Annotated in this window: 12 protein-coding genes; 7 read left to right on the top strand and 5 right to left on the bottom strand. The window is 67.9% G+C overall.

The window, feature by feature from the left end; all coding sequences use genetic code 11:
- Positions 1–6: 6 nt before the first annotated feature.
- Positions 7–1,305 carry a D-arabinono-1,4-lactone oxidase gene (locus GPX89_RS29155; protein WP_157390891.1) on the bottom strand — a complete coding sequence of 433 codons (1,299 nt, stop codon included), beginning with the start codon at positions 1,303–1,305 and terminating at the stop codon, positions 7–9.
- Between the two features lie 33 nt (positions 1,306–1,338).
- Positions 1,339–2,013 carry a TetR/AcrR family transcriptional regulator gene (locus GPX89_RS29160; RefSeq protein ID WP_328602433.1) on the bottom strand — a complete coding sequence of 225 codons (675 nt, stop codon included), beginning with the start codon at positions 2,011–2,013 and terminating at the stop codon, positions 1,339–1,341.
- Between the two features lie 118 nt (positions 2,014–2,131).
- On the opposite strand from GPX89_RS29160, the gene GPX89_RS29165 reads away from it, so the two are divergent.
- Positions 2,132–3,628 carry an MFS transporter gene (locus GPX89_RS29165; protein WP_157390892.1) on the top strand — a complete coding sequence of 499 codons (1,497 nt, stop codon included), beginning with the start codon at positions 2,132–2,134 and terminating at the stop codon, positions 3,626–3,628.
- A gap of 112 nt (positions 3,629–3,740) precedes the next feature.
- On the opposite strand, the gene GPX89_RS29170 is transcribed toward GPX89_RS29165, so the two are convergent.
- Positions 3,741–4,910, bottom strand: coding sequence for a lipase family protein (locus tag GPX89_RS29170; protein ID WP_157391222.1), 1,170 nt, complete (start codon positions 4,908–4,910; stop codon positions 3,741–3,743).
- 283 nt (positions 4,911–5,193) lie between these two features.
- On the opposite strand from GPX89_RS29170, the gene GPX89_RS29175 reads away from it, so the two are divergent.
- From GPX89_RS29175 to GPX89_RS29200, 6 genes are all read left to right on the top strand, one after another.
- Positions 5,194–5,538 carry a DUF190 domain-containing protein gene (locus tag GPX89_RS29175; RefSeq protein WP_157390893.1) on the top strand — a complete coding sequence of 115 codons (345 nt, stop codon included), beginning with the start codon at positions 5,194–5,196 and terminating at the stop codon, positions 5,536–5,538.
- The gene (locus GPX89_RS29180) at positions 5,535–5,705 is read left to right on the top strand and encodes a hypothetical protein (protein WP_157390894.1); all 171 of its coding nucleotides are present in this window, start codon (positions 5,535–5,537) and stop codon (positions 5,703–5,705) included. The genes GPX89_RS29175 and GPX89_RS29180 overlap by 4 nt, the downstream gene beginning before the upstream one ends.
- 47 nt (positions 5,706–5,752) lie before the next feature.
- Positions 5,753–7,393 carry a phosphoglucomutase (alpha-D-glucose-1,6-bisphosphate-dependent) gene (gene pgm, locus GPX89_RS29185; protein ID WP_157390895.1) on the top strand — a complete coding sequence of 547 codons (1,641 nt, stop codon included), beginning with the start codon at positions 5,753–5,755 and terminating at the stop codon, positions 7,391–7,393.
- Positions 7,386–8,612, top strand: a complete 1,227-nt coding sequence (locus GPX89_RS29190; RefSeq protein WP_328602434.1) for an MFS transporter — start codon at positions 7,386–7,388, stop codon at positions 8,610–8,612. The genes pgm and GPX89_RS29190 overlap by 8 nt, the downstream gene beginning before the upstream one ends.
- A 48-nt stretch (positions 8,613–8,660) precedes the next feature.
- Positions 8,661–9,401: a DsbA family protein gene (locus tag GPX89_RS29195; RefSeq protein WP_328602435.1), complete on the top strand. Its 741-nt coding sequence runs from the start codon at positions 8,661–8,663 to the stop codon at positions 9,399–9,401.
- A gap of 193 nt (positions 9,402–9,594) precedes the next feature.
- Complete coding sequence (locus GPX89_RS29200) at positions 9,595–10,029, top strand: DUF4352 domain-containing protein (RefSeq protein ID WP_157390896.1); 435 nt, start codon at positions 9,595–9,597, stop codon at positions 10,027–10,029.
- A gap of 34 nt (positions 10,030–10,063) precedes the next feature.
- Here the strand turns inward: GPX89_RS29200 and GPX89_RS29205 are convergent, their stop codons facing one another.
- Both GPX89_RS29205 and GPX89_RS29210 read right to left on the bottom strand, forming a co-directional pair.
- Complete coding sequence (locus GPX89_RS29205; RefSeq protein ID WP_157390897.1) at positions 10,064–10,360, bottom strand: hypothetical protein; 297 nt, start codon at positions 10,358–10,360, stop codon at positions 10,064–10,066.
- Between the two features lie 162 nt (positions 10,361–10,522).
- A complete protein-coding gene (locus GPX89_RS29210) occupies positions 10,523–12,079 on the bottom strand; it encodes a DUF222 domain-containing protein (RefSeq protein WP_157390898.1) in 1,557 nt (518 codons plus the stop codon).
- Positions 12,080–12,107 lie beyond the last annotated feature (28 nt).

Consider the following 12,107-nt stretch of genomic DNA (forward strand, 5'->3'; position numbering starts at 1 on the left):
GAGTTGTCAGGCGACCGGGCCGAGCACGCGCTCGATGTAGGCGTTGGTGAAGCGGCCCTTCGGATCGAAGCGGCGGCGGACCTCGGCGAAGCGCTCCCAGTCCGGGTAGCGCTCGCGCAGGGTTTCGGCGGTCTGGAAGTGCCGCTTGCCCCAGTGCGGGCGGCCGTTGTAGCGATCGAAGACGCGTTCGCAGGCACGGAAATACGGCTCGTAGTTCATGCCCTGGTACTGGTGCACGGCGATGTAGCAGGTCTCGCGGCCGCCGGCGGGGGACAGGAAGGCGTCGTCGGGGGCGACCCAGCGCACCTCGATCGGCATCGCGGTGTCGAAGTGGCTCGCCACCTCCTTGATCTCGCGGATGGCGTCGGCCGAATGTTCGCGCGGCAGTGCGTATTCCATCTCGGTGAAGCGGAACAGGCGGGGGCTGGCGAAGACTCGGTAGGAGCGCTCGACCTGGCGTCGGTAGCTGCCCGCGTAGGCCACGGAGCGCTGGACCGTGGGGATCAGGCTCGGGCGGCGACGGGTCAGGCGGCACAGGGCGTCGAAGGTGTAGTTGGTCATGAGAATGTCCGAGAACCAGTCCACGGCCTTGCCGCGCGGCTGCTCGGGCAGGTCGACCCGGTTGTTGCGCTTGGTCATCGCCAGCGGGCTGTGCGCGAACATGTAGAACTCGAAGTGCTCGTTGCCGTCGACGTAGGTGTCCAGGTCGGCCAGGATCTCCTCGAGCGGCAGCGGCCGCTCGACGCCCTCGAGCACGAACGACGGGACCATCTGCAGGGTCACGGCGGTCACCACGCCGAGCGCGCCCACGTTCACCCGCGCGGCGCGCCAGCCGTCGGGATCGGTCTGCTCGTTGAGCTCGACCCGGCTGCCGTCGGCGAGCATGAGCTCCACCGAATGCAGTGCGGCCGAGAGGTTCTGCAGCTTGGACCCGGTGCCGTGGGTGCCGGTCGCGGTCGCGCCCGCGATCGACTGCACGTCGATGTCGCCGAGATTGGGGAAGGCCAGACCCATCGGGTGCAGGGCATTGCTGGCGGCATTGAGCGTGATGCCCGCCTCGGCGCGGACCAGGCCGGTGGCTCGATCGACGCTCAGGATCTTGTCCAGCTTGTTCAGCCGCATCAGCGTGCCGTCGGTGAGCACGGTCTCGGTGAACGAATGCCCCGATCCGGCGACCCGGACGGTGTGGCCGTCGGCCTCGGCTGCTGCGAGTACTGCCGCGACTTCCTCGGGCGAGCTCGGTTCGGCAATGGATGCCGGAGTACAGCGCTGATCCCCGGCCCAGTTCGCCCAAGAGTTGGTCATGCGACCAACTCTAAGGGTTCGGTGTGATGTGCGCTACCGTTTGCGCGGCGGGCACGCCGCGGCTTTCGCCCGTTCCACCTCGTCTTCGGTCAAGGGCGGTTGAGTGAGCGGCATGCGCGGCACGCCGTCGCCGCGGACACCGTTGAGAATCAGCGCCATATAGCGCTCCCAGACATCGGGATTCACCGGCCGGGCGAACCCGGCGATGCCGTCGACCATGTTCACCAGGGCGAAGAAATCACCCGCCTCGATCTCGGGCTGCAGCGCGCCCGCGTCCTTGGCGCGCTGGATGACCGCGGTCATGCCGGGTCGGATGCGGTCCTTCATGACGCAGAAGCGGTCCATGCTGTCGTGCAGTTCGAGGATGACCTCGCCGAAACCGCGGTTGACCGCGATGTGCCGGCACGAGTACTCGAACAGATCGACCAGGCCCTCCCACGGATCCGCGTGGTGCAGCGCCGTGTCCACGGCCCCGGCCAGCTCGGTGACCATGGTGTCGAAGACCTCGGAGATGAGCTCCTGCTTGTTGGCGAAGCGGCGGTAGACCGTGCCGACGCCGACTCCGGCGCGTTCGGCCACGTCGTCGAGCGTGACCTCCAGGCCGCGGTCGGCGAACAACTCGCGGGCGGCCGCGATGATGCGCTGCTGATTGCGGGCGGCGTCCGCGCGCAGACGCCGAGGTGGTGGCGCGGTGGTGACGTGATTCACAGGTTAATCCTAACAGGAATCGGGATTATCCGGAGGCTATGTCTCCGTTTGCCATGGTAGCTTTGACCGGTAAACGGAGACGGCTTCTCCGTTAATCCTAGGGGACGAGGAAAACACCATGACAACAGCACTGGAGAAAGACGTGGCAGTGCCGGTTCCGACCGGGCGGCGCGGGTCCCACGCCCTGCGCTGGTGGGTGCTCGCCGTACTCGGCGTCGCCCAGTTGATGGTCGTGCTCGACGCGACCGTCGTGAACATCGCCCTGCCGCACGCCCAGGCCGACCTCGGCTTCTCCAACGGCGACCGGCAGTGGGTCATCACCGGCTACGCGCTGGCCTTCGGCAGCCTGCTGCTGCTGGGCGGACGGCTCTCCGATCTGTTCGGGCGGCGCACGACCTTCATCGTGGGCCTGGTCGGATTCGCGGCCGCCTCGGCGGTCGGCGGCGCGGCCGGGAACTTCGAGGTGCTCGTCGGGTCGCGCGTGGCGCAGGGCGTGTTCGCGGCGTTGCTGGCGCCCGCGGCGCTGTCGCTGCTGACCGTGACCTTCACCGAACCCGCCGAGCGGGCAAAGGCTTTCGGCATCTTCGGCGCCATCGCGGGCGCCGGCGGCGCGCTGGGTCTGCTGCTGGGCGGTGCGCTGACCGAGTGGGCCTCGTGGCGCTGGGTGATGTACGTGAACCTGGTGTTCGCGGCCATCGCACTGGTCGGCGCGATTCTGTTGCTGGCCAAGCATGTCGCCACCGAGCGGCCCAAGCTGGACCTGCCGGGCACGCTGACCGTGACCGCCGCGCTGTTCGGCATCGTGTACGGCTTCTCGCACGCCGAATCCGACGGCTGGACCAATGGCGTGACGCTGGCCTTCCTGATCGGCGGCGTGGTGCTGCTGGGTGTGTTCGTGGCCATCGAGAGCCGGGTTCCGCATCCGCTGCTGCCGCTGCGCGTGGTGCTGGACAAGACCCGTGCCGCTTCCTACATCACCGTGTTCACCATCGGCATCGGCATGTTCGCGATGTTCCTGTTCCTGACCTACTACATGCAGCAGCAGCTGGGCTACTCGCCGATCATCACCGGCGTGGCCTTCCTGCCGATGGTCGCGGGCATGGTCGCGTCGTCCACCACCGTTCCGGCGCTGCTGATCCCGCGGGTCGGTCCGAAGGTGACCGTGGTGACCGGATTCCTGCTCGCCACACTGGGAATGGTGCTGCTGACCCGCATCGGCGTGGACACCGGCTACGCGAGCCACATCCTGCCCAGCCTGATCCTCATGGGCCTGGGGCTCGGTATGGCGATGTCGACCGCCTTCTCCGGCGCGACCTCGGGCATCGACCACCGGGACGCGGGCGTCGCCTCGGCCATGGTGAACACCAGCCAGCAGGTCGGCGGTTCGATCGGCACCGCGCTGCTGAGCACGCTGGCCGCGACCGCGTTCGACAACTATGTGTCCGACCACGTTCCGCCGTCGGCGGGCGTGCTGGCCGAGGCCGCGGTGAAGAGTTACACCACCACCTTCTGGTGGGCCGCCGCGATCTTCGTGGTCGGCGCGGTGGCGACCGGGCTGATCATGCCCAACAAGGTCCCGGTGCCCGCCGAGGGTGAACCCGTTCTGGCGCATTAATTTTCACTCTTGATCTCGCAGCCCGCTCGCTTCGCGAGCGGGCTGCGTCAGATATGGAAGAAGCCCCGGCTCATGATGAGCCGGGGCCGCTTCTTTCTCGGCTTACCGCGATTCAGCGGCAGTTCGAAGGCGGGGCCAGGCCCGCGAATCGGTCGGCCAGGTAGTTCATGGCGTTGACGGCTCCGGGGAAGATCGCGGTGCCGTGGTCCGCGCCCGGGATGATGTCGAACTGGACCGGGGTGCCCGCGGCGCAGTAGCGGCCCGCGGTGTACTGGGCCAGGTTCAGGGGCACCTGGTCGTTGCCGCCGTGCCATTCGTAGAGGGGCTGGCGGATGAGCTCGGGGACGATCTCGAGCGCGTTCTCGTGGAAGGTGCGGATCAGCACCGGGTCGTTCTCGGCGCCGGCGTGGAAGACCTCGCTGATGTGGTGGTTCGCGCCGACCGAGATGATGTCGTCCACACAGGAATTCGCCATGCGGTCGCGCATCCAGAAGCCGAACGGGGTGAGCGAGTCGTCGAGGCGCATCTCGGCGGGGTACTCGCGCTCCATGCCCTCGGCGACGGCGAAGCCGAGACCGAACAGCGGCTGCGGCGAATCGCCCGCCTCGATGGCCATTTTGCCGGGATTCACCGGGACCCCGCCCTCGGCGACGCCGACGATCGGGAGTTCCGGCGCGTAATCCGGGGCGATCGCGGCCGCGAAACCGGTGGCCATCGCGCCGCCGGAGTAACCGGCCAGGCCGACCGGAGAATCGGCGAGTCCAGCCGGGGCGAAGCGCTTCACCGCGCGGATGCCGTCGAGGGTGATCTGGCCGCCCATGCGGGCCGCGCCGTAGGCGCTGTCGGGTCCCAGGTGGTCGGGAACGGCGATCGCCCAGCCCCGGGCCAGCAGCAGCGGGAAGGCGGCGGTCTCCTTGAGGCTGCCGTCGAACAGGCTGTGCGACGGGGCGCATTGCATGCCTAGGGAATTCACGAACGGCTGATACGACAGCAGCGGTCGCGGCCCGGGGCCGGGGGAGATGAGGGTGGTCACCGCCGGGATGGGCGCACCGGCGGAATTGGTGGAGCGGAACAGGATTTGCCACACCGTGGCGCCGGCCCACGGAGACGGGACCGACCGGACATTGAGGACATCGCCGTTCTGGGCGCCGCCGAGATTTCCTGCGGCGTAGTAGAACCCGTCCGCGTCCGGGAAGGGATATATCGCCCCGGCGTGCGCGGCGGGTGCGGCGGCCATGACGGCCACCAGTACCGTGGCGATTCCGAAGCCTTGGACCAGCATCTTTCTGATCGACTGCCGCACCGCCAACTTGGCTCCTCGAGGCCGATGGGACAACACCGGGCAAGCGGCACTATCCTCGCAGTTCCGGGCTATTGTTCGGGCTCAGCAACACGCCGAATAGCAACTATTTAGCTAATTGGAGGAGGGGTGGTGGCAGCGCAGGGTCGCGTCGGCGCGTTGCCGCTCACCACCATGGCGGGGGTGCCCTCGAAATTCGTAGACTGCTCGAATCGGGTGCGACGCGATGGATATCGGAACCGGCACGACGAGTTGGGGGCAGGCGATGAGTGAGAAGGCCCGGCAGTGGGTCCCGGCCTCACGGCTGACGGTGCTGCTCGGCGAGGACGACCTGTACCGGCATCGTCCCCGCTATCACGAGATCGTGCGGCGCGCCCGCGATACCGGACTGGCCGGGGCGAGCGTCTGGCGCGGCGTCGAGGGGTACGGGGTGTCCTCCCACATCCACACCGCGCGGCTGCTCGATCTGGCCGAGCGGCTGCCGGTGCTGGTGATGATCATCGACGACACCGACCGGCTGCGGGCCTTCGTGGAAAGCAATGCGGATCTGCTGGATTCGGTCACCGTGGCGCTCTCGCCCGTCGAGGTGTTCGACGGGGTCCGGCGGTGACGGTATTACTGGCGGATCGCGCGGTGGGCCATCGATTCGCTAGTGTTCTCCCACTGGGCACGTTCGGGGACGAAACGATTCGATTGGCCGAGGAGGGCGCTTACAGCTATGCGGTGGCGAACATCGTGATGGGCGTCGTCTTCTCCGGCAGTCAGGTGCGGCCGTGATCCTGATGACCAGCCGGGCACAGGCGATACGCAAGGGAGGTGCGAGCATGGCCCACGATCGAGCCGGACGACCGGCGCGGGCCACGGACCTCGAAGACATCGCGCACTTGGTGACGTCCTACTACAGCCGGATTCCCGATCCGGCCGATCCCGCGCAGCTGGTCTCCTTCGGCACCTCCGGGCATCGCGGGTCCAGTCTGGACAACGCCTTCAACGAGGCGCACATCCTGGCCATCACCCAGGCGATCGTGGAATACCGTGCCTCCCGGGGCATTACCGGTCCGGTGTATCTGGCCCGCGACACGCACGCGCTGTCCGAGCCCGCCTGGACCACCGCGCTCGAGGTGCTGGCCGCCAACGACGTCACCGCCATCATCGACTCACGCGACAGGTACACGCCCACACCGGCTTTGAGTCACGCGGTGCTGCGGCACAATCGGGGCGGGACACGGCATCAGGCCGACGGGATCGTGGTGACGCCGTCGCACAATCCGCCGCGCGACGGCGGGTTCAAGTACAACCCGCCGCACGGGGGCCCGGCCGACACCATCGCCACCGACGCCATCGCGGCGCGCGCCAACGAACTTCTGATGACCGGTCTCGCCGATGTGAAGCGGACGTCGCTCGCGCACGCGCTGGCCACCAATGTGGAGCGCTACGACTATCTGGACCGCTACATCTCGGACCTACCCAATGTGCTGAACCTGGACGCCATTCGAGGCGCCGGGATTCGGCTGGGCGCGGACCCCATGGGCGGGGCCTCCGTGGATTACTGGGAGGAGATCGGGCAGCGCTACGACCTCGAGCTCGAGGTGGTGAATCCGTTCGTCGATCCGACGTGGCGGTTCATGACGCTGGACTCGGACGGGCGCATCCGGATGGATCCGTCCTCGCGCTACGCGATGGCCTCGCTGGTGGCGATTCGCGACGACTACGACATCTCCACCGGCAACGACGCGGACGCGGACCGGCACGGCATCGTGACTCCCGATGCGGGACTGATGAATCCGAACCACTACCTGGCAGTGGCGATCGAATACCTGATCGCCAACCGGATGGGGTGGGACGCGCTGACCAAGATCGGCAAGACCGTGGTCACCTCCGGCATGATCGACCGGGTGGTCGGGGTGCTGGGCCGCGACGTGTACGAGGTGCCGGTCGGGTTCAAGTGGTTCGTGCCCGGATTGTTCAGCGGCAGCCTGGCTTTCGGCGGGGAGGAGTCGGCGGGGGCGTCGTTCCTGCGCATGGACGGCACCGTGTGGACCACCGACAAGGACGGCATCCTGCTGGCGCTGCTGGCCGCGGAGATCACCGCCGTCACCGGGCAGAGCCCCTCCACCCGCTACGCCGAGCTCGAAAAGCGCTACGGGTCACCCGCCTACACCCGCGTCGACGCCACGGCGACCGCGGAACAGAAAGCCCGCCTCGCGGCGTTGACGCCGGACATGATCAGTGCGACCGAAATCGCCGGTGAGGCGATCACCGGAATCCAGACCAGGGCCCGCGGCAACGGCGCGGCCCTGGGCGGAGTGAAGGTCACCACCGAGAACGCCTGGTTCGCCGCCCGGCCGTCCGGGACCGAGGACAAGTACAAGATCTACGCGGAATCCTTCCAGGGGCCCGAGCACCTCGCGCAGGTGCAGGCCGCCGCCGAGGAGATCGTCGGACACGCGCTGGCCGGTGAGTAGTCCGGGAGAACCGGTCTCCACACGGCATCGGCTGCCGGTCGAGATCTGGGTGCTGGTCGGGTCGGCGTTCACCATCGCCATCGGGTTCGGCTTGGTCGCACCGGCGCTGCCGCAGTTCGCGCGCAGCTTCGACGTGGGGGTGGCGGCGGCCTCGTTCATCGTCAGCGCGTTCGCGTTGATGCGGTTGCTGTTCGCGCCCTTGGCCGGACGGCTGTTGCAGAAGCTGGGGGAGCGGCCGGTCTATCTGACCGGGCTGCTGATCGTCGCGGTGTCGACGGGCGCTTGTGCGCTGGCGCAAAGCTATTGGCAGCTGCTGGTTCTGCGCTCCCTCGGCGGGATCGGGTCCACCATGTTCACGGTGTCCTCGCTGGGCCTGGTGATCCGCATGTCCCCGCCCGCCGAACGCGGCCGGGTCTCCGGGGTGTACTCCACCAGCTTCCTGATCGGATCCATCAGCGGGCCGCTGGTCGGCGGGGCCCTGTCCTTCCTGGGCCTGCGCGCGCCCTTCCTCATCTACTGCGTGGCCCTGCTCATCGCCAGCCTGATCGTCTATGTGGCCCTGCGGGATTCCCCGCTCGCCCTCCCCGAGAAGGCCAACGGCGCACCCACCATGACCTTCCGCCAGGCCCTCGCCCGCCCCGCCTACCGCGCGGCCCTGTGGGCCAACTTCGGCAACGGCGCAGCCGTTTTCGGCGTCCGCATGGCCCTCGTCCCGCTCATCGTCGTCGAAGTCCTCAAACAGGACGCCGCCCTCGCCGGCGTAGCCCTCACCGCCTTCGCCCTCGGCAACGCCTCGGTCCTGTTCCTCTCCGGCCGCTGGTCGGACACCCTGGGCCGCAAGCCCTTCCTCATCGCCGGCACCCTGATCTGCGCCCTCGGCACCGCCGGCATAGGCCTGGCCCCCACCCTCATCTGGCTCCTCATCGCCTCCTGCGTAGCAGGCATCGGCTCAGGCATGTTCACCCCCGCCCTCCAAGCCGCCGTCGCCGACATCATCGGCCCCGGCACCCGCGGCGGCCCAGTCCTAGCCGGCTACCAAATGTCCGCCGACCTCGGCACCTTCCTCGGCCCCTACGCCATCGGCACGCTCGCCGACCGAGTCTCCTACGGCGTCGCACTCGCAGTCACGGGCGTACTGCTGGCGACCGCGTCCGCGGTGTGGCTCGTGGTACCCGAAACCCTGCGCCGCAAGGAAGCTGCGGTGTCCCCGGTCGTCTAGCACGGGGTGGGTGTTGCACCGGTGCGGGCTTCGGGCAGAGTGTTGCGGGTGAGCAATCCGACTTCGAAGCACACGCCGCAGCCGGTTTCCAGCAAGACCACCTATGCGTTGGCCGGGTTGGCGCTGGTGGTGGTCGTGGTGATCGTGGGGGCGTTGTATCTGTGGAATCGCGGGGGCGGGGACACCGTGCGTAGCGATGGGTACGGGCCGGTGCACGACCCCGGGGTGTCGGTGGCGCTGGATTCGGACGGGGGGATCGTGCTGGGGAAGCCCAATGTCGCGAAAACTGTTGATATCTACGAGGATCCGATCTGCCCGGCGTGCGGGCACCTGGAGAAGATCTATGGGCAGGAAATCGCGCAGCAGGTGGATCTGGGCAAGATCGCGGTGCGGTACCGGCTGGTGAACTTCCTGGATCGCAACTCCAAGAGCAAGGATTACTCGACCCGCGCGATCGCCGCCAACGAGTGTGTGGCGCAGGCGGGCGACGGTCCCGTCTACGGCAAGTTCCACTCGCTGCTGTTCACTACCGAGCAGCCTTCCGAGGGCGGCTCGGACCACGACAACAAGGAACTGGCCGCCATCGCCAAGCAGGCGGGCGCGAGCGACGACGTCGCCAAGTGCATCACCTCGGGCGAGCGCGCCGACGCCGGCCGCGCACACGCCGAAGCATCGATGAAGGCCCTCGACGACCTGATCGGAAAGAACTGGGGCACCCCCTCGATATTCGTCGACGGCAAGAAGGTCGACTGGGGCAACTCGAACTGGGTGCTCGACGCAGCGAAATAGCCACATCGGGAAGACGGAAACAGGGGGCTGGTGAGTGCAATCACCTACCGACCCCCTATCCGTGCCAATATTTGATCCTGACCAGTTCTTTCCGTGAAACCCAGGCATTAGGTTCCCGGTCGAGTTCTATCGTTAGCCCATTGGTTGCCTTCGGTGGCCATCCTTCGAAACGATGAACTCCAGGGGGAATTCAATGATTCGCAAGACCATTGGGGCGGTCGCCGTCGTCGCGTCCGCTATCGCGGGAACCGGCGTGCTCACCGCCTGTGACCCATCCAAACCAGCACCGATCTCTACGGCGAATTCGCTTGTCCAATTGGCGGCTACGCCGACCGCGTTCACGCCCAGCGTTCTGGACGACGGCGGGACATACACCAGCGTGCTCGTGACCGTGACCAACACCCGCAAAGACAAGGCGATCAGCGTCAATCCGCTGTACTTCACGATCACCGACACCGAGGGGAACAAGCACACCGTCGAGCTCGGCATGGAGCAGAATCAGATTGCGGCCGTCGAGCTTCAGCCGGGTGAAAAGGTAACCGGCGCGGTAGCCGCCAAGGGCTCCTTCACCGCGAAGACCGTAGTCTTCGACAATCTGACGGACCAGGTCCGGGCCGACGTTTCCTAGCCGCCACTTCGGGAGGTGCTGGGCCCCAACGGATTCAGGAGTCCAGGGCGGGGCGGCGCAGGCGGCCGGTGTAGTTGCCTGCGCGGCCCAGGGCATCGTCGGCGGCGTCGAGTTCGATGAGTGCTTCGTCGAAAACCTCTGCGGCACCGGCTATGCAGTAGGCAGGGGTGGTGAGTGCGCCGATGCCGGGGGTATCGAGGAGGAGGCCGGAGTCGGGCAGTTCGCGGTAGGCCGTGGCGAGCTCGGCCAGCTCGGACCGTAACTGTCCCAAGCGTTCCCGCAGCAGCTGCCGCCGCTCATCCAACAGCACTGGGTCCCGAAGATCGCTCATGGCACCAGCATGCAATGAGGCACGGCGAATCGGGCTTTTTCGTGCCTCATTGCATGCTCGTGGAGTTGGGCGGGGTGCGGCCCATCGGGGGAACGGTGAGTTGAGCCGCACCCCTGGGAGGGGCCGGGCTGGGGGCTCGGCCCTTGGTCGGGGGTGGGGTGGTCAGCGGGTTGCGGCTCGGTCGGGGATGTCGTTGTCGGGGGTGGTGCGGGAGAGTTGGGGGTGGATGAGGATGTGGGATTCCATGGGGTAGGCCAGGTCTGTGGTGATGGGGCGGCCTATTGGAGGGTCGGGGACGGCTCGCAGGGGAGTGCGGAATTGCGGGGCGTCTATGTCGGTGTGGGGGAAGAGGTAGCGGGCGCCCTCGCGGATGGTTTCGTGGGGTTCGCCGCTGGGGTCGACCCAGCGCATGCGGTCGTTGTCGGCGAGGTAGACGCGCCAGGGGTGTTTTCCCTTGTCCGCCAGGCTCTTCAGGCGGTGGTGGTGGGTGCACAGGACGGCGCGGAAGGCCGTATTCGGGTGGGAGGACGAGCGGCCGGGGTAGGGGTCGAACTGGACCAGTGAGGTTTCCGCGGCGGGCATGGTGCAGCCGGGGAAGCGGCAGAGGCCGTCGAGGGCACGCACTTCACGGGCGGGGGCGGCGGAGAAGGGGCGCAGCGCGGCGACCTTCGGCGGGGTGGATTCGTTCTTGCGCGAATCGGGTTGCAGCGTGCGTTCCCAGGGCGCTTGTGCCGCGCGAGTGACGGTGTCGTGGCCGTTCGGAGGTGAGGATTCGGGGGCCGGTTCGGCTGGTGCTCCGGTGGTTTCGGTGTCCGGGAAATATTCGGGGATCACCTGGAAGCGCGCGTGCTCGGCCAGGGTGCGGGCGAGGTTCGCGTCGACCGGGCCGTAGCCCGCCAGGAAGGCCGGGTCGTCGCGCAGCCCGAGCAGGGTTTCGGCGGAGACGCCGACCTGGATGAGGGGGCGGCGCGGAGTGGCGGGGGTGGCCGCCTTCGGGCAGTCAAGGCCCTTGCCGCAACCGCAGGAGAGGCGGCCGGAGCCGTCCGCCAGAGCGATGAGGGCGTCGGCGCGGCGCTGCGGCATGGAACGGGGATCGTCGTCGCAGACCTGCAGGCTCATTTCGCGCAGGCGCATGGCGAGGGCCTGTGCGCCCGCGGCGGGCAGCAGACCGTCGAAGACCGCCATCCCGTCCTGGACCGCGCGGATGCGAATGTCGCGGTCCTGCTCGCGTTCCTGACGCCGGCGGGTCTCGCCCTCGGGATCCAGCCGCGTCACCCAGCGCTGCGCGGTCTGCCGTAATCGGGCCGGGTCCGAGCGCAGCCCCGCGTCGATCAGCTTGGGCTCCAATACTTCTCGCACCTCGTGCGGGAGTCCGCGCAGACTGTCCACGATCACCTGCACGCGGGACAGGTCGATCCGCCCGGCCGCGAACGCCAGTTTGGTCTGCGGTAGCGAGTCCAGCGCCAGCGAGATGTCGATGAGCGCCGCCGCCACCGGTTCGGATACGTGCACCGCCACCGCGACCTCCGCCGCGGCGAACTCCCCGGCGCGCACCCCGCCCACCCCCGGCGCGGCATTGCCCGCCCGATGCCGGCGATACACCTCCCGCACCGCTGTGATTTCCGCCGCTTGTGCGAACGCCGCCGCTCCATGCGCCCGCCGCAGTGCGTCGATCAGCTCCTCGTCGCCCATCGCCTCCACCTCTCGGCTATCGAACATGCGTTCGAGCCTAGCTCGAGAAGATCGC

The sequence above is a fragment of the Nocardia terrae genome, from assembly GCF_009760405.1.
GTDB lineage: Bacteria > Actinomycetota > Actinomycetes > Mycobacteriales > Mycobacteriaceae > Nocardia > Nocardia terrae.

What these genes read in the sequence shown, in the direction of transcription:
- GPX89_RS29170 (WP_157391222.1), bottom strand. Translation starts at nt 4,910, where the DNA reads ATGCTGGTCCAAGGCTTCGGAATCGCCACGGTACTGGTGGCCGTCATG.
- pgm (WP_157390895.1), top strand. Translation starts at nt 5,753, where the DNA reads ATGGCCCACGATCGAGCCGGACGACCGGCGCGGGCCACGGACCTCGAA.
- GPX89_RS29155 (WP_157390891.1), bottom strand. Translation starts at nt 1,305, where the DNA reads ATGACCAACTCTTGGGCGAACTGGGCCGGGGATCAGCGCTGTACTCCG.
- GPX89_RS29175 (WP_157390893.1), top strand. Translation starts at nt 5,194, where the DNA reads ATGAGTGAGAAGGCCCGGCAGTGGGTCCCGGCCTCACGGCTGACGGTG.
- GPX89_RS29205 (WP_157390897.1), bottom strand. Translation starts at nt 10,360, where the DNA reads ATGAGCGATCTTCGGGACCCAGTGCTGTTGGATGAGCGGCGGCAGCTG.
- GPX89_RS29210 (WP_157390898.1), bottom strand. Translation starts at nt 12,079, where the DNA reads ATGTTCGATAGCCGAGAGGTGGAGGCGATGGGCGACGAGGAGCTGATC.
- GPX89_RS29165 (WP_157390892.1), top strand. Translation starts at nt 2,132, where the DNA reads ATGACAACAGCACTGGAGAAAGACGTGGCAGTGCCGGTTCCGACCGGG.
- GPX89_RS29200 (WP_157390896.1), top strand. Translation starts at nt 9,595, where the DNA reads ATGATTCGCAAGACCATTGGGGCGGTCGCCGTCGTCGCGTCCGCTATC.